Source organism: Mesorhizobium sp. NZP2077, assembly GCF_013170805.1.
Taxonomy (GTDB): domain Bacteria; phylum Pseudomonadota; class Alphaproteobacteria; order Rhizobiales; family Rhizobiaceae; genus Mesorhizobium.
The window spans coordinates 363,514-385,261 of record NZ_CP051293.1; the positions used below are offsets into that span (position 1 = coordinate 363,514).

The 21,748-nt window shown below is 63.2% G+C and carries 21 protein-coding genes; 12 read left to right on the forward strand and 9 right to left on the reverse strand.

Annotated elements, in window-relative coordinates; all coding sequences use genetic code 11:
• Nucleotides 1-2: 2 nt before the first annotated feature.
• On the reverse strand, nucleotides 3-410 hold the full coding sequence (locus HGP13_RS01635) for a DUF2000 family protein (RefSeq protein ID WP_172234585.1): 408 nt from the start codon (nucleotides 408-410) through the stop codon (nucleotides 3-5).
• A gap of 52 nt (nucleotides 411-462) precedes the next feature.
• Here HGP13_RS01635 and HGP13_RS01640 point away from each other — a divergent pair, with 52 nt between their 5' ends.
• Entirely contained in the window at nucleotides 463-1,335 is an 873-nt protein-coding gene (locus HGP13_RS01640) for an AraC family transcriptional regulator (RefSeq protein WP_172220603.1), read from the forward strand.
• Nucleotides 1,336-1,344: 9 nt separating this feature from the next.
• Here HGP13_RS01640 and HGP13_RS01645 read toward each other — a convergent pair whose 3' ends face one another.
• On the reverse strand, nucleotides 1,345-1,815 hold the full coding sequence (locus HGP13_RS01645) for a MarR family winged helix-turn-helix transcriptional regulator (RefSeq protein ID WP_032925820.1): 471 nt from the start codon (nucleotides 1,813-1,815) through the stop codon (nucleotides 1,345-1,347).
• 423 nt (nucleotides 1,816-2,238) lie between these two features.
• Between HGP13_RS01645 and HGP13_RS01650 the strand changes: the two genes are divergently transcribed.
• From HGP13_RS01650 to HGP13_RS01665, 4 genes are all read left to right on the forward strand, one after another.
• Entirely contained in the window at nucleotides 2,239-3,279 is a 1,041-nt protein-coding gene (locus HGP13_RS01650) for a GTP-binding protein (RefSeq protein WP_172220605.1), read from the forward strand.
• Nucleotides 3,280-3,288: 9 nt separating this feature from the next.
• A complete protein-coding gene (imm45, locus tag HGP13_RS01655) occupies nucleotides 3,289-3,663 on the forward strand; it encodes an Imm45 family immunity protein (protein WP_172220607.1) in 375 nt (124 codons plus the stop codon).
• Nucleotides 3,641-4,615 carry a WD40 repeat domain-containing protein gene (locus HGP13_RS01660; protein WP_172220609.1) on the forward strand — a complete coding sequence of 325 codons (975 nt, stop codon included), beginning with the start codon at nucleotides 3,641-3,643 and terminating at the stop codon, nucleotides 4,613-4,615. Before imm45 ends, HGP13_RS01660 begins: the two co-directional genes overlap by 23 nt.
• Nucleotides 4,616-4,740: 125 nt before the next feature.
• On the forward strand, nucleotides 4,741-5,559 hold the full coding sequence (locus HGP13_RS01665) for a hypothetical protein (RefSeq protein ID WP_172220611.1): 819 nt from the start codon (nucleotides 4,741-4,743) through the stop codon (nucleotides 5,557-5,559).
• A 35-nt stretch (nucleotides 5,560-5,594) separates the two neighbouring features.
• Here HGP13_RS01665 and HGP13_RS01670 read toward each other — a convergent pair whose 3' ends face one another.
• Entirely contained in the window at nucleotides 5,595-6,047 is a 453-nt protein-coding gene (locus tag HGP13_RS01670) for a hypothetical protein (RefSeq protein WP_172220613.1), read from the reverse strand.
• A gap of 157 nt (nucleotides 6,048-6,204) precedes the next feature.
• Between HGP13_RS01670 and HGP13_RS01675 the strand changes: the two genes are divergently transcribed.
• The 4 genes from HGP13_RS01675 to HGP13_RS01690 all read left to right on the forward strand — a co-directional run bounded on the left by HGP13_RS01675 (nucleotide 6,205) and on the right by HGP13_RS01690 (nucleotide 11,787).
• The gene (locus HGP13_RS01675; protein ID WP_172220616.1) at nucleotides 6,205-7,584 is read left to right on the forward strand and encodes an aspartate aminotransferase family protein; all 1,380 of its coding nucleotides are present in this window, start codon (nucleotides 6,205-6,207) and stop codon (nucleotides 7,582-7,584) included.
• An 11-nt stretch (nucleotides 7,585-7,595) separates the two neighbouring features.
• The gene (locus HGP13_RS01680) at nucleotides 7,596-8,996 is read left to right on the forward strand and encodes a glutamine synthetase family protein (protein WP_172220619.1); all 1,401 of its coding nucleotides are present in this window, start codon (nucleotides 7,596-7,598) and stop codon (nucleotides 8,994-8,996) included.
• 86 nt (nucleotides 8,997-9,082) lie between these two features.
• Nucleotides 9,083-10,318: a putative DNA modification/repair radical SAM protein gene (locus HGP13_RS01685; RefSeq protein ID WP_172220622.1), complete on the forward strand. Its 1,236-nt coding sequence runs from the start codon at nucleotides 9,083-9,085 to the stop codon at nucleotides 10,316-10,318.
• Nucleotides 10,319-10,320: 2 nt separating this feature from the next.
• Entirely contained in the window at nucleotides 10,321-11,787 is a 1,467-nt protein-coding gene (locus tag HGP13_RS01690; protein WP_172220625.1) for a UdgX family uracil-DNA binding protein, read from the forward strand.
• A gap of 51 nt (nucleotides 11,788-11,838) precedes the next feature.
• Here HGP13_RS01690 and HGP13_RS01695 read toward each other — a convergent pair whose 3' ends face one another.
• The 4 genes from HGP13_RS01695 to HGP13_RS01710 all read right to left on the reverse strand — a co-directional run bounded on the left by HGP13_RS01695 (nucleotide 11,839) and on the right by HGP13_RS01710 (nucleotide 16,214).
• On the reverse strand, nucleotides 11,839-13,104 hold the full coding sequence (locus HGP13_RS01695; RefSeq protein WP_172220628.1) for a glycerate kinase: 1,266 nt from the start codon (nucleotides 13,102-13,104) through the stop codon (nucleotides 11,839-11,841).
• Nucleotides 13,101-13,604, reverse strand: coding sequence for a heme-degrading domain-containing protein (locus tag HGP13_RS01700; RefSeq protein WP_172220631.1), 504 nt, complete (start codon nucleotides 13,602-13,604; stop codon nucleotides 13,101-13,103). Before HGP13_RS01700 ends, HGP13_RS01695 begins: the two co-directional genes overlap by 4 nt.
• Nucleotides 13,605-13,681: 77 nt before the next feature.
• Nucleotides 13,682-14,995 carry a guanine deaminase gene (gene guaD / locus HGP13_RS01705; protein WP_172220634.1) on the reverse strand — a complete coding sequence of 438 codons (1,314 nt, stop codon included), beginning with the start codon at nucleotides 14,993-14,995 and terminating at the stop codon, nucleotides 13,682-13,684.
• A 1-nt stretch (nucleotide 14,996) separates the two neighbouring features.
• Nucleotides 14,997-16,214 (reverse strand): urate hydroxylase PuuD, encoded by a 1,218-nt coding sequence (locus HGP13_RS01710; protein ID WP_172220636.1) that lies wholly within the window; start codon nucleotides 16,212-16,214, stop codon nucleotides 14,997-14,999.
• Between the two features lie 162 nt (nucleotides 16,215-16,376).
• Here HGP13_RS01710 and HGP13_RS01715 point away from each other — a divergent pair, with 162 nt between their 5' ends.
• From HGP13_RS01715 to HGP13_RS01725, 3 genes are all read left to right on the forward strand, one after another.
• Nucleotides 16,377-17,297 (forward strand): LysR family transcriptional regulator, encoded by a 921-nt coding sequence (locus HGP13_RS01715; RefSeq protein ID WP_172220639.1) that lies wholly within the window; start codon nucleotides 16,377-16,379, stop codon nucleotides 17,295-17,297.
• A gap of 118 nt (nucleotides 17,298-17,415) precedes the next feature.
• Nucleotides 17,416-18,426: an LLM class flavin-dependent oxidoreductase gene (locus tag HGP13_RS01720; protein WP_172220642.1), complete on the forward strand. Its 1,011-nt coding sequence runs from the start codon at nucleotides 17,416-17,418 to the stop codon at nucleotides 18,424-18,426.
• Nucleotides 18,423-19,670, forward strand: coding sequence for an LLM class flavin-dependent oxidoreductase (locus tag HGP13_RS01725; RefSeq protein ID WP_172220645.1), 1,248 nt, complete (start codon nucleotides 18,423-18,425; stop codon nucleotides 19,668-19,670). Before HGP13_RS01720 ends, HGP13_RS01725 begins: the two co-directional genes overlap by 4 nt.
• A gap of 12 nt (nucleotides 19,671-19,682) precedes the next feature.
• Here the strand turns inward: HGP13_RS01725 and HGP13_RS01730 are convergent, their stop codons facing one another.
• Both HGP13_RS01730 and xdhC read right to left on the reverse strand, forming a co-directional pair.
• Nucleotides 19,683-20,519 (reverse strand): PhzF family phenazine biosynthesis protein, encoded by an 837-nt coding sequence (locus tag HGP13_RS01730; protein ID WP_172220648.1) that lies wholly within the window; start codon nucleotides 20,517-20,519, stop codon nucleotides 19,683-19,685.
• 92 nt (nucleotides 20,520-20,611) lie between these two features.
• A complete protein-coding gene (gene xdhC, locus HGP13_RS01735) occupies nucleotides 20,612-21,703 on the reverse strand; it encodes a xanthine dehydrogenase accessory protein XdhC (protein WP_172220651.1) in 1,092 nt (363 codons plus the stop codon).
• Nucleotides 21,704-21,748 lie beyond the last annotated feature (45 nt).

Consider the following 21,748-nt stretch of genomic DNA (forward strand, 5'->3'; position numbering starts at 1 on the left):
CCCTATGGATGCATGCGGGCGCCCTTGGTGATCTTGTCGACGAGCTTCTTGTCAGTGCGCAGCGCGATGCCGACCACCTTGGCGTCTTCGGGCGCGAACTCGGCGAAGACGGCCCGGTTGGCGGCATCGATGCCGGTCGAGAACATCTCCTCGACATAGAGCGAAGTCGTCACGTCGCGTTCCAGCGCGCGCCGGTGGATCGTGGCGAGCGTCGCCTGGTCGGCCGAGAGTACGATGACCGGCTGGATCGACAGCGGATTGTAGAGATTGCCTGATCGGTCGCGATAGGGCTCGCCGATGATGTCGGGAAACCGCGCGACGATGCCGCTGGTCAGGAAGGCGGTGACGTTGAGCTTCTGCCAGACGGGCAGATCTTCCCGCAGGACGATTGCAAATTTCGTATCGAACATGAGAAAATGGACCATTCGAGGTTGTGCCCCGATGTCGGGGCTGAAGGAGACGATGTCGCACTATCTAGGCAGCCAGGCCTTCGAGGGTCTTGGACGTTTGTGCGCAGACGCGGCGGAAAACTGCATCATCTCGGCTCCCGACCCCGCGGGTATGGAGCGTATCGAGGCGCGCTTCCACGGCAGCGCCTTCGATCTGCATCGCCACGATACCTATGCGATCGGGGTGACGCTGCAGGGCGTGCAGACCTTTCGCTATCGCGGCGCGACGCGGCTAAGCCTGCCCGGCCAGATCATCGTGCTGCATCCCGATGAATTGCATGATGGCGGCGCCGGCACCGAGGACGGTTTGCGCTACAGGATGCTCTATCTCGAACCCTCGCTGATGCTGGACTGCCTTGGCGGCGCATCGCTGCCCTTTGTCAGGGATGCCGTGGTGAGGGACGACGCTTTCTGCACCACGCTGCTTTCAGCGCTAGGGCCGCTGCAGCATGAACTCGACGAACTGTTCGTCGACGACTTCCTGGCGCAGCTGATACAGAGCCTGACGCAGCATGCCGGCCAGCCGGCAAAGCCGATGGCCAGGACGGCATGGCGGGCGGCGGCGCTGGCGCGGGACTATCTGACAGAGAACGCAACGCGTCCTGTGCGCTCCGGCGAACTGGAAGCCATCACTGGGCTCGACCGCTATGCCTTGTCACGACATTTTCGCGCCGCGTTCTCGACCAGCCCGCATCGTTTCCTGGTGATGCGCCGGCTTCAGCGTGCGCGGCGGATGATCACGGCCGGCGAACCGCTGGCGCAGATCGCGGTCGAAGCGGGCTTCACCGACCAGAGCCATTTCAACAGGCAATTCAAGAAGGCGTTCGGCATGACGCCGGGACGCTGGTCGTCGCTGATCCGGGACTCGGCCCCGGCAGCGGCCTGATCGTTGCAATCAGTCGTCCGACTCGGCGTCGTCGTCGATCAGCGCCAGTTCCTCGTTGGAGAGGTTGGCCTCGATGCGGGCGAGCAGCTTGAAAAGCGCCTTCTGGTCTTTCTTGTCGAGGCCCTTCAGCGCCTGCTTTTCGGTCTTCTTCACCGACTTCTCGATGGCGCGGATGGTGTCACGGCCGGTCTCGGTGAGGAAGATGTGCGCCTGGCGGGCATCGGACTCGGAGGCGCGCTTTTCCAGAAAACCCTGCGCCTGCAGCCGATTGATGGTCTTGGTGATGGTCGGCGGGCGCACGCCGAGGCGACCGGCAAGGTTGCCCGGCGTCTGGCCGTCCTCGCGGTCGAGCGCCAGCATGATCTGGTCCTGGCCAGCATAGAAGCCGTGCGCCAGAAGCCTGGCCGCCAGCGCGGTTCTTGCCAGCCTGGCCGCCGAATGCAGCCGGCTCATTGTTGCAGTCTTGTCCGCCTTGGCCATGGTGATCCCTCTTCGGCCGTACCGGTGCGTGCAGCATAGACGCAGCCGGCCGGTTGGCAATCGACGATCGAAAAGATTCCGGCGTTCCAAACAGCTTTGCCGGCAAGCATTGCGGTGTCCGCCGTGGTGATGCCAGATGTTTATTTCAGTTAGATGACAAACGAGTTTCGGGAGCACCGGATTCATAGCGGCCGCGACGCAGGCGCGGTCTGACGATCGGCAGATCCGGACAACACACTCTCTTTATAGTCTCGTCGCCGAAGAGGCGACCCTTCCCGCCGACAATAACCACAAGACAAGCCAAACCGGCCGCTTTGGACCATTGGTTTGCCTCGTGCAAAAGCCCGGCACACATCCTATATGGAGCCGACAATCCCTTTTCGCGGCCTGGATTTTCAAGGCCCGGTCATTTTCGAGGCAACCATGAGCGACGCACAGACGCAGATCCCCGTAACCGTTCTCACCGGCTATCTCGGCGCCGGCAAGACGACGCTGCTCAACCGTATCCTGTCGGAGAATCACGGCAAGCGTTACGCGGTCATCGTCAATGAGTTCGGCGAAATCGGCATCGACAACGACCTGATCGTGGAATCCGACGAGGAAATCTACGAGATGAACAATGGCTGCGTCTGCTGCACGGTGCGTGGCGACCTGATCCGCGTCGTCGAAGGCCTGATGCGCCGGCCCGGCCGCTTCGACGCCATCGTGGTCGAAACCACAGGTCTCGCCGATCCGGTGCCGGTGGCGCAGACCTTCTTCATGGACGACGACGTGCGCTCCAAGACCAGGCTCGATGCGGTTGTGGCGCTGGTCGACGCCAAGCACCTGCCGCTCAGGCTCAAGGATTCCAAGGAAGCCGAGGACCAGATCGCCTTCGCCGACGTCGTCGTGCTCAACAAGACCGATCTCGTCACCCCAGAAGAGCTCGCCAAGGTCGAGGCGACGATCCGCGCCATCAATCCAGCGGCCAGGATCCACCGCACGACGCGTGCCGGTGTTGCCTTGTCGGAAGTGCTCGACCGCGGCGCCTTCGACCTGTCGCGGGCGCTGGAAAACGATCCGCATTTCCTCGAGGCGCATGACGATCACGATCATCATGACCACGATCATCACGACCATGACGGGCATGATCATCACCATCATGCGCATCCTTCCGACATCCATGATGTGACGGTGCAGTCGGTGTCGCTGCGCGGCGGCGAGATGGACCCGAAGAAATTCTTCCCGTGGATCGAGAAGATCACCCAGATGGAAGGCCCCAACATCCTGCGGCTGAAGGGCATCATTGCCTTGAAGGGCGATGACGAGCGCTATGTCATCCAGGGCGTGCACATGATCATCGAAGGCGACCACCAGCGCGCCTGGAAGGATGGCGAGAAACATGAGAGCCGGCTGGTGTTCATCGGCCGCGAGTTGGATGCCGAGCGGCTGAAGAAGAGTTTCGACGCCTGCCAGGCGGCTTGACCGCAATCGATGCCGCGTCTGCTCGATCTCGCCGATGATTTTCTGATCATCGGCGACGTCATCCGACTTTCCGACAATTATGATCTCGGGCCGGCCTCCGGCCCGGTCGATCTTCTGATCTTCGATCCCCGCGAAGTGGAGGCCGGGCTCGGTCTGATGGTGACATCTGGCTATAAGGCGGGTCTGGTTTTCGCGGTGCTGCCCAAGGAAAGCCGGTTCGAGAAAAAACCTGGCCTTTCGAAAGCCTGGCTGATCGAAAACTGGGACAAATGGTTCGTCTTCACCTATCAAGGCGGCCCGGTTCCGATCGAGGACACCGTCATCCTGCGCTGGAACGAACGAATGACTGTTGAGACCCGCCATGCCGACCGTCGCCCCGCTTGATCTTGAAGGCCATTGCGTCGCCGCCGTCTTCCTCGGCGACGTGCCGCATTTCGCGCTGGCTGACGGTGCCGTCCATCGGCTCGACAATGGCCACAAGACGGTGCAGGCCAATGACGGGCTGCTCGCGGCCTTCCATGATGTAGCCAATAACCGGCTGATCACTGGCGGCGATGACGGCAAGGTGTTCGCCTTGAAGGCCGGCGGCGAGGCCAGGGAACTGGCGACAGCCGGCAAGAAATGGATCACCAGCGTTACCGCTGGGCCGCAGGGCGCCATCGCCTACACCACGGGCAAGACCGCCTTCGTGCGCTTCGCCGACGGCAAGATCCGCGAATTTGCGCATCCGCGCTCGGTCGAAGGCCTGGCGTTCTCGCCCAAGGGCATGCGTTTCGGCGTTGCCCGCTACAATGGTGCGACGCTGCATTTCCCGGCCGCCGAAGGCAAGCCCGTGGAGCTCGAATGGGCCGGCGCCCATACCGGCATCACCTTCTCACCCGACGGCGCCTTCCTCGTCACCACCATGCAGGAAAACGCCTTGCATGGCTGGAAGCTCGCGGACGGCAAGCACATGCGCATGACCGGCTATCCCGGCAAGGTCAAAAGCCTGTCGTGGAGCGTCAAGGGCAAATGGCTGGCCAGTTCCGGCGCGCCAGCAGCGATCGTCTGGCCGTTTTCGGGCAAGGACGGGCCGATGGGCAAGGCGCCGCTGGAACTCGGCACACGTGGCAATGCCATGGTGACAGCGGTGGCGTGCCACCCGAGCCAGGATGTCGTCGCCGTCGGCTATGACGACGGCATGGTGATGGCTGTGCGTTTCTCCGACGCCAAGGAAGTGCTGTTGCGGCGCCCGGGCAAAGGCGCCATCACATCCATGATGTGGGACAAGGAAGAACGCCGCATCGCCTTTGGCAGTGCCGCCGGCGACTGCGGCGTCATCGACATCACCGCCTGACGCATCGCGCGATCTCCGCTTTCCAGCAGCGCCCCGGTGGCCAGTTGACCGGCTCCACGCTTGCGCAGTGCCCTTGATGGGCGCATCCTCGAGACCGCAGACGGTTCCAGAGATGGGAGGCAACCTTGCCAAGCACGGTGATGCTCTATGCTTGGGCAACTCCAGCATTCGTCAGCGGATCGCCGCTCGATCACACCTGGGTCACCAGCTACGACAACCAGCTGCATCAATATGCTAACGCCGGGGCTGTCGCCGCTGCCGGCCAGGACTACTGGTTTTGCTGGGGAAGCTATCATGCGACCGGCGGAGTTCCGGGTAACCCGGCAGGCTCTCTCGGCAAGCAAGCCGGTCATCTCGCGCTGGCGCGATGCCTCGTCCAGCCGAATGCGGATTCCGCTTCGGTGCCCGCCGCCCAGGGGACTATCCTGATCTACGGCATCGATGGTGTTTGCCATCAGCTTGCCAATCAGGTCCTCTACGCGACCACGGGTACGCGGCTGACGGTCAGGACGGCGCGTGGCTATGGGGCCAGCAGCTTCCTATATGGGACATATGGGCTGCGGCACACGGCCTGGGCCAGCAAGATACTGAGTTGCACGGGAGCAAGCGTCTCGGCGGCCGGCGGAGCAGGTGGAGTGACCAGAATGCAGGGTTTGCCCGACGATTTTGAAGATCACGCCAGGGCCATGCTTGCCGACGAAGAGCCGGAACTTCTGGCCAGGCTCTTGTCATTGAAAGGCGAGGTGCAGAATTTCACGGCACAACGCCTCCCCGGCTTCGCGCCACCCAGCGCCGATACGATCAACGCCCGCAACCAACACCTGATCGACCAGGCAGCGCTGCTGCTTGGGCCCAAGCACTTCGAACGGGTGTTCGGCTTTCCGCCCGGCGAGAAGATCAACCTCGTTGACCCGTCCGTGATCTCGGGAAACCGCTCGAAATAGTTCGCACCGATTGTGAGACGTGGCTCGGCGAGGGCCTATTCGGCGCCGCAAGACACTTTGCCGGTCAGTTCGGCGGTCTTGCCGTCGCTATCCTTGTCGGCCGTGCTGTCATAAACGGCAAGTTTATACTCTCCATCATAGACGCCTTCGTCACTGGCCTTGGTCAGGATCGTCAGCTCGACTGAGCTGAACCTCTTGGCCACCTCCTGTTCGTGATAGATGTTCAAGCGCAATTCCTTGGCGTCGAGCCAATACTGGGTGAGGTTGTAATTCTCGAATGTCGTCTTTCGCAGTTGATCGTCGACCGGCCTCGCCTTGATTTCGGCGTCGCCGCGAAAGTTGAAGGTCGGACTGCCAAGGCCAGTGGTGACGCCGGCGTCGACCTGGAATTTCACCGCCGCGTCATCGACGGAGCACCAGATGCCGCCAGTGGCAGCAGCCGAGCCGGCCGACAGGAGCAGCATCGTCCCGCAGATGATCGTCCGCATTTTTGTCTCCCCACCTCAATTCCCGCGGATATTGGCGCCGACTTCGGCAGCACGGTCAAGCGACGCTGCCAAAGGCTGAGCCAATGCAGGGCGGACGCGCGGCCAATTGCGGTTGCGGACATGGATTGGCTAAGAGGTACGCACGAGAGGGGTTTCCATGCACAGCAGCGACAGTCCAAAGACCATCGGCGGCATCAGCCGTGACCGCATCGCGCAATTGCGCGAGACCGAAGGAGCGGCCTTCCGCGCAGCACGGCCTAAATCGCAGGCCAAGGTCGGCAATGGCCTGCCCGGCTTCTTCGGCGGCGTGCCGATGCACTGGATGAATGACTGGCCGACGCCGTTTCCGATCCTGGTCGACAGCGCCAGGGGTGCTGCGATCACCGACATCGACGGCAACCGGCTCGACGATTTCTGCCTTGGCGACACCGGCTCGATGTTCGGCCATTCGCCGCCGCCGGTGGCGCGCGCGATCCGCCGCCAGGCCGGACGCGGCCTGACCTATATGCTGCCTTCGGAAGACGCGCTTGCCATCGGCCCGTTGCTGCAGCAGCGCTTCGGCCTGCCGTTCTGGCAGATCGCGACGACGGCGACCGACGCCAACCGCTTTGCGCTGCGCGTCGCCCGCGCCGTCACCGGGCGCGAAAAAATCCTGGTCTTCAACGGCTGCTATCACGGCTCTGTCGACGAGACGATGGTGCGGCTGATCGACGGCAAGCCCGTCAACCGGCCGGGACTGGCGGGCGAGTTCCGTGACCTGACCCGCACGGCCAAGGTCATCGAATTCAACGATGTGACCGCGCTGGAGGCTGCGCTCAAGGACAAGGATGTGGCCTGCGTCATCGCGGAACCGGTGCTGACCAATTCCTGCATGGTGCTGGCCGATCCGGGCTTCCATGATGCGCTGCGCCGGCTGACCCGCGAAGCCGGCACGCTGCTCCTGATCGACGAGACGCATACGATCTCGACCGGCCCAGGTGGCTACACGAGGAAATACGGGCTCGACCCGGACTTCTTCGTGCTGGGCAAGCCGATCGCCGGCGGCGTGCCGGCAAGCGTGTGGGGCATGAGCGATGAGGTCGCCTCGCGCTATGCCGACTACAACAGGACCAAGGAGCCCGGCTACTCCGGGATGGGCACGACGCTGTCGGCCAACCCGCTGCAATTCGCCACCATGCGCGCCACGCTGGAAGAGGTGATGACGGCGGAGAACTACGACCGGATGGACCATCTGGCGCGGCGTTTGGATGCCGGGCTGACCGGCGTGATCGATCGCTACCGCCTGCCCTGGCATGTCGCCCGCGTCGGCGCCCGCGTCGAGTTCATCTGCGCACCCGGCCCGCTGCGCAACGGTGCAGAGGCAGAAGGCGCGCATGCGCCAGAGTTGGAGGCGGCCATCCATGTCGCGCTGGTCAATCGCGGCGTGCTGATTGCGCCCTTCCACAATATGATGCTGATCTCGCCGGCGACGTCAGGTGCCCAGGTCAACCGGCTGATCAGCGCCTTCGCCGCGGTTGCGGCAAAGCTTGCGGCATGAGACAAGCGGCCATGGACAATGCCATCGTGACCTCACCTTCGGGGTCCTCGCCCACCGAAGCGAAAGCCTTTCTCGACGCCCATCCCGAGATCGAAGCCTTCGATATCGTGCTGACCGACGCCAATGGCGTCGGTCGTGGCAAGATCGTGCGCCGGCATGAGCTGAAAAGCATTTTCGAGGGCGGCCGGCATATGCCGATCTCGATCCTCGGCCTCGACATCACTGGCGAGGATGTGCACGAGACCGGGCTGATCTGGACGACCGGCGACGGCGATCTCAGGGCATGGCCGATCCCCGGCACGCTGGTGCCGCTCTACGGCACCAGCCCGCCGCGCGGCCAGGTGCTGATGGCAATGTACCATCTCGATGGCCAGCCCATGTCGTCGGACCCGCGGCTGGCGCTGGCCCGGCAGGTCGATATCCTCGCGGCCAAGGGACTTTACCCGGCCGGCGCCTTCGAACTGGAATTTTTCCTGCTGGCCAATGAGCGCGATACCGAGGGCAAGGTGCAGCCGGCACGCGCAGTGCTTGACGGCCGTGTCTCGGGCAAGACCGAAGTCTATTCCGTCGACCATCTGCACGGCATGGAGCCGCTGTTTTCCGACATCTACGCCGCGGCCAAGGCGCAAGGTATCCCGGCCGAGACGGTGATATCAGAATATGCGCCTGGCCAGTACGAGCTGACGCTGAACTACCGCAAGGATGTGATGCGGGCGGCCGACGATCTCGTCATGCTGAAGCGGCTGGTGCGGGCACAGGCGCGCCGCCACAGCGTGACTGCCTGCTTCATGGCCAAGCCGATCGAGAAATATGCCGGCTCGGGCATGCATTTCCACGTCTCGCTGCAGGACAGAGCGGGCCGCAACGTCTTTGCCGAAGCCGGCGGCGAAAGCTGGTCACTGCCGCTGCTGCAAGGGCTCGGCGGGCTGATCCAGACGATGGCGGAATCGATGCTGGTGTTTGCGCCGCACGCCAATTCCTGGCGGCGTTTCGTCTCGCAATCCTACGCGCCGGTGGCGCCGACCTGGGGCGTCAACAACCGTTCGGTGGCGCTGCGCGTGCCAGCCGGCGACGCCAAGAACCGGCGCATCGAGCATCGGCCGTCCGGCGTCGACGCCAATCCCTATCTGATCGCCGCAACGGTGCTCGCCGGCATCATAAAAGGGCTCGACGAGGGGCTCGATCCTGGCCCCGAAACGACCGGCAACGGCTATGAGGCTGCCGTCACGCGTACGACGATGCCGGCCGATTGGCGCGCGGCGATCGAGGCGGCCAAGGCATCCAGCTTCCTGAAAGGCGCACTCGGCGAGGACCTGCACCGCACCTTCGTGGCGATCAAACAGTCCGAATATCTGCGCGTGGCACGCACGGTCAGCGAGCTGGATTACCATCTCTATTTGCACGAGGTTTGACGACCTTGTGATGGGCGGCGATCACTTTTTCGCCGCCTGCCTCAAATGAGGTAGCGCGGCAGCCGTACAGAACATATCATGAACAAATGAGTGTTCTCACCGTCCGTGAAAAGCTTGCAATCCTGTCCGACGCCGCCAAATATGACGCTTCCTGCGCCTCGTCAGGCTCGGCGAAAAAGGATTCGCTGAAATCCGGCGGCATCGGTTCCACTGAAGGCATGGGCATCTGCCATTCCTACGCTCCGGACGGCCGCTGCATTTCGCTCCTGAAAATCCTGCTCACCAATTTCTGCATCTACGATTGCAGCTATTGCATCAACCGCTCGTCCTCGAATGTGAAGCGTGCCCGCTTCAGCGTCGACGAGGTGGTGAAGCTGACCATGGATTTCTACCGCCGCAACTACATCGAAGGCCTGTTCCTGTCCTCGGGCGTCATCCGCTCGCCTGATGAGACCATGGGCGAGATGGTCGAAGTGGCGCGCCGGCTGCGGCTGGAAGAAAAGTTCTCCGGTTATATTCATCTCAAAACCATCCCGGAAAGTTCGGCGGAACTGGTCGAGAAGGCCGGTCTCTACGCCGACCGGCTGTCGATCAACGTCGAGCTGCCGACCGATGAGGGCGTGAAGAAGCTGGCGCCGGAAAAGAAGCCGGAGACGATCCGCCTTTCCATGGCCAGGCTGCGCCAGACGATGGAAGAAAAGGCCGAGCCGACGCTGAGGACCAAAAAACGCGAACGCTTTGCACCCGGCGGCCAGTCGACCCAGATGATCGTCGGCGCCGACAAGACCTCCGACGACGGAATATTGCACACGAGCGCCCGCCTCTATGGCAGCTATCATCTGCGGCGCGTCTACTATTCGGCCTTCAGCCCGATCCCCGATTCCTCGTCGTCGCTGCCGCTGCAGAAGCCGCCGCTGATGCGCGAACACCGGCTTTATCAGGCGGACTGGTTGATGCGGTTTTATGGATTTTCGCAGCCGGAAATACTGGCCGGCAGCAGCGATGGCATGCTCGACCTCGCCATCGACCCCAAGCTGGCCTGGGCGCTGCGCAACAGGGGACAGTTTCCCGTCGACATCAACCGCGCCGACCGCGAATCCCTGCTGCGCGTGCCCGGTCTCGGCACCAAGGTGGTGGCGAAAATCCTCGAGACACGCCGCCACCGGCGCATGCGGCTCGAAGATGTCGGGCGGATTTGCCAGTCGATCGCCAAGCTGAGGCCCTTCATCATCGCCGAGGGTTGGTCGCCGGGGGCGCTCACCGACAAGCAGGGCTTGCGCGACAAGATCGTGCGCTCCTGCGAACAGCTGTCATTGTTTTAACCATGCAGCCGGCTGAACTAGATCTTGCCCGATACAGTGTTCGGCTCGAAAGCGAGACCGACTTTTCAGGCTGGCGTGACGCGGCACGGCGGCTGGCGTTGAACGAGATCAAGCCCGGGGACGTCAGCTGGCATGTCGCGGCCGGCTCCGACCAACCGCCTGGCGATTTGCCAGCTGTGCCTGTGGGGGCGCAACTCGTGGTGCCGCGCGACTTTATCGAGCACGCTGAAACCGCCTTCTGCCATTCCGACCCCAGCCGATTCGCCTTTCTCTACCGGTTGCTGTGGCGATTGCGCACCGAGCCCAAGCTGCTGGCGATCGCATCGGATCCCGATACCAGACGGCTCGAGGCGATGGAAAAAGCGGTGCGGCGCGACAGCCACAAGATGCATGCCTTCGTCCGTTTCCGGAAGATCGGCGACGGCGACGAGGAGCGCTATGTCGCCTGGTTCGAACCCGATCATTTCATCGTCGAGCGCAACGCCGATTTCTTCGTCAGGCGCTTCACCGGCATGCGCTGGACCATCCTGACGCCTTACGCCTCCGCCGACTGGGATGGCGAAAGGCTGGCGATCGGGCCGGGCTCCGCCAAGGGCGATGCACCCGATCAGGACGACACCGAGGCACTGTGGCGCACCTATTTCGAGAACATCTTCAACCCGGCACGGCTGAAGGTGAAGGTCATGCAAAAGGAGATGCCGAAGAAATATTGGCGGAACCTTCCGGAGGCCTCGCTCATTCCAGGGTTGATCGCAGGAGCGGACAAGGCCGCTGTAGCCATGATTGCGAAGATGCCGACGACACCCGCGCCGCACCATGCGAAGGTCCAGGCCAGGCATTGGCCGAAGCAACCAGTCGAAACGCCGCAGGATGGTGATGCCAGCACCATTTCCGAGTTACGCGAGGCGGCAAAAGGCTGCCGCCGCTGCCCGCTTTGGCGCGACGCAACGCAGACCGTTTTCGGGGAAGGGCCTGACAACGCCAAGGTGATTTTCGTCGGCGAACAGCCGGGCGATCAGGAGGATCTCGCCGGCAAACCTTTCGTCGGCCCGGCGGGCAAAGTGTTCGACGCCATCCTCGATGACGCAGGTGTGGACCGGCAAAAAGTCTACGTCACCAATGCGGTCAAGCACTTCAAGTTCGAGCCGCGCGGCAAGCGCCGTATCCATTCCAAGCCGAATGCCGGCGAGATCCAGGCCTGCCGCTGGTGGATCGATCGGGAGTTCGAGTTGATCAAGCCAGACCTTGCGGTGGCGCTCGGCGCTACGGCAGCATTGTCGCTGCTGGGCAAGGCTATTGCCGTGACGAAGATGCGTGGCCAGGTGATCGAGCGCAAGGACGGCCTGCGCGTCTTCATCACCATCCATCCCTCCTTTATCCTGCGCATCCATGAGCCTGCGGACAAGGAAGCCGAACGCGAGCGGTTTTTGCAGGATATGAACCAGGTGAAGCGGCTGATGGTAGCTTGATCTGGCTGTAGGTCGACGCGACGCTTGTGCAGACAGGCGATGCGGCGCGCTCTACCGGATCAGGATCGCCCTGAGATCATTCACATTCGTGCCGGTAGGTCCCGGCACGAACAGATCGGCCACCGCATTAAACGCCGTCCAGGCATTGTTGCCCGCCAGCATCGCCTTGGCGTCAATGGCGGCAGCGCGCATGCGCGAGACGGTCGAGCCATCGGCGAAGGCCCCGGCATTGTTTTCCGAGCCATCGATGCCGTCGGTGTCGGCGGCAAGCGCGTGGATGCCCTCCACGCCGTTGATGCCGATGGCGAAGGCAAGCAGGAATTCCGAATTGCGTCCGCCTTTGCCTTTGGCGCGCAAGGTCACGGTTGTTTCGCCGCCGGACAGGATCAGCACCGGCTTCGAAAATGGTCGGTTGCGGTTCGCCACTTCGCGCGCGATTGCGGCATGGACGCCGCCAACCTCGCGCGCTTCGCCTTCAATGGCATCGGAGAGGATGACAGCTTCGATCCCCTGCCGTTTCGCCTCGACGGCTGCTGCTTCCAGCGACACGCCCGCCGAGGCGATCAGGTGCACCTCATTGCGCGAAAAGCGCTGATCGCCGGGATCTGGCGCAGCGGCGGCCGGCGAATTGATGTGAGCCATCACCGAAGCCGGCAGTTTCATGCCATACGCGGCAATGGAGGCCAGCGCGTCTTCGCGGCTGCCGGTATCGGGGACCGTCGGACCGGAGGCGACAAGGGCCGGGTTGTCGCCGGGAATGTCGGAGACAACCAGCGACACGACCTTGGCCGGCCAGGCGGCGGCGGCCAGCCTTCCGCCCTTGATGGTGGAAACGTGCTTGCGAATGGTGTTCATGGCCGCGATCGGCGCGCCGGAGGCGAGCAGCGCCTCGTTGACGGCGATCTCGTCGGCCAAGGTCAGGCCTAGATCGGGCGACGGCAGCAGCGCCGAGCCGCCACCGGAGATCAGCGCCACGACCAGATCGTCCTCGGTGAGACCCTGAACCTTGGCGAGCAGACGACGCGAGGCTTCAAGACCAGCGGAGTCCGGCACAGGGTGCGCGGCCTCGATGATCTCGATGCGCTCGCATTTGGCGCCATAGCCGTAGCGGGTGACAACAAGTCCTTCGATCGGACCGTCCCAGACCTTCTCGAACGCCGCCGCCATCTGCGCCGAGCCCTTGCCCGCACCGATGACGATGGTGCGGCCCTTCGGCTTCGCCGGGAGATGATCGCTGATGGTCCGCTGCGGATCGGCGGCGGCCACGGCGGCGTCGAAGATGGAGATGAGGAAAGCCTTCGGGTCGAGCACGGTCATTCGGCTTCCGACGACAGCGCCAGCCCACGCTTGTCGATGCTGAGATGATCGCAGAGCGCATCGACCACCACGCCATGATCCTCACGTTCCGGCAGGCCGGAAACGGCGATCACGCCAATGACGCCGGCGCCTTTGACCGTCACCGGGAAGCCGCCGCCGGCGAGCACATAGTCCGAGATGTCGAGGCCTTCGCCGATCTTGAAAGTGCGGTCGGGGCGCTGCTGTTCCAGCACCATGCGATAGGTGCTTCTGAGAAACCGCCTGACGACATTGATCTTGCGCCGCGCCCAGTCAGGATTGGAAGCGTTCGAACCCGGCATGGCGGCGTAAAACAGCGGCCGGTCCCACAGCCTGATGTCGACGATGACGGGGAGGTTTTCGGCCAATGCGCGATCGCGGATGGCGGAACCGATCTTGAAGGCAACGGCCTCATCGAAGGCGGGAAAGACAAGAGTTTCTTCCTGTCTCTTGATCAGAGCGATGTCGTCAGCAACGGCCATGTCGTTCCCCTGTCAACTTCGCCGCACGCTTTGACCGATGGCTGCCGCCGGGTCAAGCAATGAACGCAGCTGGCGCTCTAATTCGCCATATCCGTCTTGGCGGCCCGCCCCGCGACATAGACCTCGCGCACCGCGCGATCGTCGCCCAGCGTTTGCAGGAGAAACAATTCCTGCGCCAGCGTCTGCGCCGTTTCCATCCTAAGCCGCATCGCCGGCGTCGCCCTGGCGTCGAGCACGACGATGTCGGCGTCGGTGCCTTGCTCCAGCGTGCCGATCTTGTCGGCCACCGAGAGCGCCTCGGCATTGCCGCGCGTGATCTGCCAGAAGGACTGGAACGGGTTGAGTTTCTCGCCGTTCAGCGCGATCACCTTGTAGCCTTCGTCCATGGTGCGCAGCATCGAATAGTTGGTGCCGCCGCCGACGTCCGTGGCAGCGGCGATGCGCAGGGGCTTGTCGCGGCGGCGAAAGCGCTGATAGTCGAACAGGCCGGAACCGAGGAACAGGTTCGAGGTCGGGCAGAACACCACCACCGAGCCGCTGTCCGAGAGTGCATCCGCCTCGCGCTCGCTGAGATGGATGCAGTGCCCAAACAGGCTCTTTTTGCCCAGCAGCCCGTAATGTTCGTAGACGTCAGTATAGTCGCGCGACCAGGGGTAAAGCTGTTGCGTGAAGGCGATCTCGGCGTGGTTTTCCGAAAGATGCGTCTGCATGTGCAGATCGGGATGTTCGCGACAGAGAGCGCCGGCCATCTCCATCTGCTCCGGCGACGAGGTGATGGCGAAGCGCGGCGTGATGGCGTAGTGCTGGCGGCCCTTGCCGTGCCACTCCGCGATCAGCGCCTTCGTATCGTCATAGCCGGATTGCGGCGTGTCGAGCACGCCTTCGGGCGCATTGCGGTCCATCATCACCTTGCCGGCGATGTTGAGCATGTTGCGATCATGCGATTCGGCGAAGAAGGCTTCCGCCGATGCCTTGTGCACCGAGCAGTAGGCGACGACCGTCGTCGTGCCGTGGCGGACCATCTCGTCGAGAAACAGCCGCGCAATGCGGCGGCCATGCTGGGCATTAGAGAATTTCGTCTCTTCCGGGAAGGTGTAGGTGTTCAGCCAGTCGAGCAGTTCGGCGCCGTAGGATGCAATGATCTGCATCTGCGGGAAATGCACATGGGTGTCGATGAAGCCCGGCAGCAGCAGGTGCGGCCGGTGATCGATCTTTTTTGTCCCCTCGCCGGCCTGCTTCTCGACATCGCTATAAGCGCCTGATGCAACGATCCTGCCGTCGCTGATCAGCAGGCCGCCATCCTCCTCGTAACGCCAGGCCGAATGGTCGTCGATGGTTTGCGGCCAGCGCACAAAGGACAGCGTGCGGCCGCGCAGAAGTGTCGAGGTCATGCTATTTCCCTGCGCCTTCAAACCAGGCCACCAGCAGCGCCCGCTCTTTGTCGGTGATTTGGCTGACATTGGCGGGCGGCATGGCGTGGCTGCGGCCGGCCTGCAGATAGATCTCGCGGGCGTGGTTGGCTATTGCCGCGTCGCTGTCCAGCATCACCCCCTTGGGTGCGTGGTAGATGCCCTCATAGACCGGTTCTGCCGTGTGGCACATCGAGCAGCGGCCGAGCACGGTGTCACGCACGGCCGGGAAATGGGCGGAGGCGATATAGATGTCCGCCGAGGCGGACGCCTTGGGCTCGCCGGTCAGCACCTTCGGCACGGTCGACAGCCAGATGATGATGATGAACAGGACTAGGGCGCCAAGCCAGGTCCAGTGCGGGTTGCCGGCACGCTTGTGCACGGTGTTGAAATAGTGCCGGATCAGCACACCGATGATGAACACCAGCGAGGCGATAACCCAGTTGAACTCTGTCCCAAATGCCAGTGGATAGTGGTTCGACAGCATCAGGAACAGCACCGGCAGCGTCAGATAATTGTTGTGAAGCGAGCGCTGCTTGGCGATCTTGCCGTATTTCGGGTCGGGCTTGCGGCCGGCGATGAGGTCGGCAACGACGATCTTCTGGTTGGGGATGATGACCATGAAGACATTGGCCGACATGATCGTGGCGGTGATGGCGCCCAGATGCAGGAAGGCGGCGCGGCCGGTGAACAGATGGGTCAGCCCCCAGGCGATGAACACCAGCACGCCATAGAGCACCAGCATCAGGCCGGTGTCGCTTTTGCCAAGCGGTGAGCGGCACAGCAGATCATAGACCACCCAGCCGACGCCAATCGTGGCCATCGACAAAAGGACGCCGACCGGCACCGACATCGGCAGCACATTGGGATCGATCAGGAACAGGTCGGCCCCGGCATAGTAGACGACGCACAGCATGGCGAAGCCGGACAGCCAGGTGGCGTAGGATTCCCATTTGAACCAGGTCAGATGCTCGGGCATCTCAGCCGGCGCCACCAGATACTTCTGGATGTGATAAAAGCCGCCGCCATGCACCTGCCATTCCTCGCCGAAGGCGCCGACCGGCATGCCGGGACGCTGGCGCAGGCCGAGATCGAGCGCGACGAAATAGAAGGACGAGCCGATCCAGGCGATGCCGGTGACGACGTGCAGCCAGCGCACGGCGAAGCTCAGCCAGTCCCAGAAAATCGCGAAATCCATCATTGAAGTCGTCCCTGCCGATCACGCGACTTTACGGTGTCGCGCGCAAACGGAAAGAGGGGAGGTGTACGATGACTTTCAAAAAAAAATGGAAAATACTAGGATGGTCCCACGCAGCAGGATGGGAGCCGCCCGAAGGCGGCCCTGGGAAAGCCACGGAACCGCATGGCCTATCTCGACAACATCGCCGTCTTCGTCCGCGTCGTCGAACTCGGCAATCTGTCGGCGGCCGGCCGCGACATGCGCATTTCGCCGGCGGTCGCCTCCAATCGCATCAAGGAACTTGAAAAACATCTGGGTGTGCGGCTGTTCAATCGCACGACCAGACAGTTGATGCCGACCGAACATGGCACAGTTTTCTACTCCGGCGCCAAGCAGGTGCTGGAGGCGATCACCGAAGCGGAAGCCGCGGTCTCGGCATTATCCGGTCAGCCGCGCGGCACTATCAAAGTGACCGCACCGCTCGGCCTCGGCCGTCGGCTGGTGGCTTCGGGCATTCCCGATTTCCACGACAAATATCCTGACATCGAGGTGAGGCTCAGGCTCTCGGACCACAATATCGATATCATGAAGGAAGGCATCGACGTCGCCTTCAAGCTCGGCATCATCGAGGATTCCAGTCTCAGGATGCGCGGCATCATGGAATGCGAGCGCGTGCTGGTGGCGGCGCCGAAATATCTCGAGGCGCGCGGCGAACCGATGGAGCCGCAGGAACTGATCGGCAAGAAGCATGACTGCCTGATGCTGCGCTATTCCGGCGCGCGCGAATACGTGTGGACGCTGCAGACCCCGGCCGGGCCGCAGAAATTCGAAGTGCACGGGCCTTACGACACCGACGATGGCGACGTGCTGACCGGCTGGGCGTTGTCCGGGCGCGGCATCATCAACAAGCCGCGCTTCGAGGTCGAGCCGTTCATCCGCGACCAGCGGCTCAAGGTGATCCTGGCCAGTACGCCGCCGACGCCGGTGCAGTTCGCCGCCGTCTATCCGCACAAGAAGCTGCAGGACCCCAAGGTGCGGTTGCTGCTCGACTTCATGGCCGAGCGCTGCCAGCGGCTGATCAAGGATCTTCTGGCCGGCAAGTGACGGCTGACCGGAAAGTGAGGGCTGGCCGGCACGTGAGTGACGGTTGGCCCAGCGCCAGTGGTTGCCATCCCCTGATGTGGCGAACATAGTTCGGCATGTCGTCTTGCAGGAACCATTCATGGACAACGGCGCCACAATGCATCTAGCCGTCTCGCCGGTTCCTGACACCTCACCCGGGACGGGGCTGGAATTCAATCGCCTGGCCAGCTTCGTGCAAAGGGCCGAGGCGGCCAAATTGGACATGGTGCTGCTTGCCGATGCCGCGCCAACGTCCGGTGGCGAATCCGCGAACAAGCCCATGCCCTTTGAATCGACGACTCTGCTGGCCGCGCTGGCGACGGTGACCAACGGGATCGGCCTTGTAGCCGCAGCCTCGACCATGGCCCATCAGCCCTACAATCTGGGACGTCGTGTCGCTTCGCTCGATATCATCAGCCATGGGCGTGCCGGCTGGAATGCGACGATGGCACAGGTGCCACGCGAGGCTGCCAATTTCAGCCGACCAGAGGGGTTTTCCGCGGACGACTTTCGCCGCCGCAGCGAGGAGTATATCGGCATCGTTCAAGGCCTGTGGCGGGGCTGGGATAGGGACGCGCTGCTGTTCGACAAGAGCGGCGGCCGCTTCCACGACCCTGAAAAGATGCACCTGCTCGACCACAAGGGCGAATTCTTTTCCGTGCGCGGCCCGCTGAACGTCGCGCGCTCGCCGCAGGACACGCCGGTGCTTGTCTTATCGGGTCTGTCGGAACCCGACTTGGACATTGCAGCTCGCGCCGCCGATGTCATTTTGCTGGAGAGCGGACCGATCGAAGGCGCGAACTTACGCTATGACAATCTGAAGCGCCGCATCGCTGCCTGCGGGCGCGATCCGGACAGCGTGAAGGTGCTGACGAACATCTCGCTTGCCGCCGATGGTAGGCTGACCGCCGCCGCCGACAGGCTGGAAGAACAATTCCACGCGAAAAGCTGCGACGGGTTCAACATCCAGCTGCCAGCACAGCTTCCGGTGATCGACGAGTTCGCCGATCTTGTCGTGCCGGAGCTGCGGCGGCGTGGCTTGTTTCGAGAGAATTATCGCGGGACTACGCTGCGCTCGCATCTTGGCCTTGTCGGCGGAGGTGAACAATGACCGCGCAGATGAAGCTCGGCGCCTTCCTTTGGGCGACCGGCCATCACATCGCCGCCTGGCGCCACCCTAAGGTGCATGTGACCGCCGGCATCGACATCGACCATTACATCCAACTGGCGCGCACGGCGGAGGCGGCCAAGTTCGACATGATCTTCTGCGAGGACGCGGCCGGCCTGCGCGAAGCCAATGTCGGCATCGCCAGCCAGACGTCGCGCTCGATCGGCTTCGAGCCGATCAGCCTGCTTTCGGCGCTGGCGGTCCAAACCAGCCGTATCGGCCTCGTTTCGACAGCCTCGACAAGTTACAACGAGCCTTACGGGCTGGCGCGGACTTTCCTGTCGCTCGACCATCTGAGCGGCGGCCGGGCCGGCTGGAACCTGGTGACATCAGCCAGCCCGATCGAGGCCGCCAATTTCGGGTCGACCGGGCTCAAGCTCCATGCCGACCGCTACGAGCGGGCGCGCGAATTCGCCGAGGTGGTCACCGGTCTTTGGCACGGCAAGTCGTCCGGCCATGACGGCCAGAGTTTTTCGGTTCGTGACCCGCTCGACCTGCCGCGATCGCCACAAGGCGCGCCAGTCATGGTTCAGGCCGGTGCCTCGGATGTCGGCCGCGACCTTGCCGCCCGCACCGCAGACGTGGTCTTTACGGCGGCGCAAACCTTTGAGGAAGCGAAGGCCTTTTACGACGATCTCAAAGGGCGCCTGGCCGCCTATGGACGTGAGCCTGACGACATCAAAATCATGCCCGGCGTTTCACCCGTGGTGGCGGAAACCGAGACTGAGGCCCGCGAGAAGCATGAGGAGTTGCAGGCGCTGATCCCCGACGATGTCGGCGTGGCGCTGCTGTCCAGCTATCTCAGCATCTCCGATCTCTGGCGCTATCCGATCGACGGGCCGCTGCCCGAACTACCGGAGAGCGAGGGCATGAAAAGCCGGCAGGCACTGGTCGTCGAGCAATCGCGCCGCGACGGCCTTTCCATCCGCCAGCTTGCCCGCCATTTCGCCGGCGCGCGCGGCCATTGGCGCATCGTGGGCACGCCGGCGCAGGTCGCCGACGAATTGCAATCACGGTTCGAAGGCGGTGCGGCCGACGGCTTCAACGTCATGCCGTCCTATTTCCCCGGCGAACTCGACGCCTTTGCCACGCTAGTCGTGCCGGAACTGCAGCGGCGCGGGCTCTTCCGCCGCGATTATGAAGGCCGCACGCTGCGCGATCATCTCGGCTTGAAACGGCCGGCTTGACGCCGGCAGCTCCTATGCTTCCTCCATCATCCGGGCTGTGCCTGAGACCCTGATCGAGCTGCCGATCTCGGGCGCAATGTCGGCGTGCAGGCGCGAACGCATACCCATGTCTTCACCTTGCACGACATCGATCGCGCCGCCATGCGGCCAGCCGATGTCGCGGAGGTAGCCGGCAAAGGCAGCCGTCGACGCCCCCGTCGCCGGATCCTCATAGACGCCGCCGGAGGCAAAGGGATTGCGCGTGTGGAACAGCCGCGGCGTTTCGGCATAAGCGAGCAGGATCGTCACCAGCCCTTCGCGCCGCATCAGCACTTGCCCGGCTTTCAGCTCGTAATGCATGGCGGCCAGTGCTTCGCGCGACTTCAGGGCCAGCACAAGGTGGTCAGCGCCGCCATGGATCAGCGCCGGCGCAATGGTTGGATCGAGATCGGTCGCGGCATAGCCGAACAGCGCCAGCGCCTCGGCGATCAGCACCGGCGGTGCCGGCCTGCTGCGTGTCGGCGGCGACTGCAAGGCGGCGGCAATGGTCGCACCGTCGCGGAACCCTTCGACGGTGATGCTGGCCTGGTTGAGGGTCAGCGGGAAAACTCCATCGCCGAACTGCCGGACAAGAGCGGCTCCCAAGGCGATGGTGGCGTGACCGCAGAAAGGAACTTCGGATTCCGGCGAGAAATAGCGCACCCGCCAGTTGTCACCATCCGGTGCGGCAAAGGCGGTTTCCGAGAACCCGACCTTCGCCGCCAAACGCTGCATTTCGGCGGCATCGGGCAAGACATCGCCGATCAGTACCCCGGCAGGGTTGCCGCCGGTGTTGCCATCCGAAAAGGCCGCGATTTTCAGAACGTTCATGTTTCCTCACCTCATGCAGCAACGCGGGGGTGGGTACCGCAAATGCATCTTTCCTGCGATTGGAAAACGAAGAAGCCGATGTTCGCCTTTGGCTAACCGACCATAACCTTGTCACGCGAAACCTGATGGTCGGCACCCGAGGCAGCGGCGTAAACAACCAACGCCGTCATAATCTCGGCGGCCGCAAGTGCGGCGATGACGGGAGGCCGCTTGTCCTTGACGGCATCGCCGCCGATCGGCGAGACGAGACGGGCAAATTCCGTTTCCGTGCCGTCCCCTGATTTCAGGAACCAGCTCCTGAAGGTGGCTTTCTTGGTCTTCGAGCCGATCATGCCGACATAGGCCGCGTCGTCACGTTTCAGCGCTTCGGCGACGATCAGGAAATCCAGCGCATGGTCGTGGGTGAGGATGGCGAAAGCCGTGCCGGGGGGCGCTTTGCGAATCTCGGCTTCCGGCATTGGCGTCAGCCGCGTCTCGACAGTTGCCGGCATGCCTTCCAGTGCCTCGGCCCGTGTCTCTATGACGACGCAGTGCACCGGCAGGAGCGCAATCGTTGACGCCAGCGCCTGTCCGACATGGCCGCCGCCGAAGATATAGACATGCGGCAGGTGCGCCTCTTCAGCTGCCGCCGCGGCAACCAGTTCGGCTGCAATCGCGGCATCGACCAAGCGGATCAAGACTTCGACGCGCCCGCCGCAGCATTGGCCGATCTCCGGTCCGAGCGGCACGTCGAGTGTGGCGCAGACTTGATCGACCTCGATGCGGGTTCCCCTCCCCCTTGGGGGGAGGGTGGCGGCGAAGCCGCCGGGTGGGGTCCTCGCGGCAGTGCTCGACGTCATTGCGGTGCCTCCTGAGAGGATCCCCTCTGGCCGCTTTGCGGATTGCCCTTCGCCATGGCTACGGGCGCTCGTCGCTGAAAAAGCCAAATCGTTGGCTTTTTCTCGGCCTTCGGCCGACCGCTCCTCTCCCCCCTCGAGGGGGGAGAAAAGCATCTGCCGGGCCTTGTCGATCGCCATGTACTCGAGCTGGCCGCCGCCGATCGTGCCAAAGATCGCCGCTTGCGAGACGAGCATGAGCGCGCCCTTCTCGCGAGGCGTCGAGCCCTTGGTGCCGGCCACCTCGACCAAGGAGACCCGGCCGGCGCTGGCGAGAAAGGCTTTCAGGCTTTGCACTTTCGAGTTCATCTTTAGCTTCCCTATTGGGAAATATAGGCTTTTTCGGCCTGGATT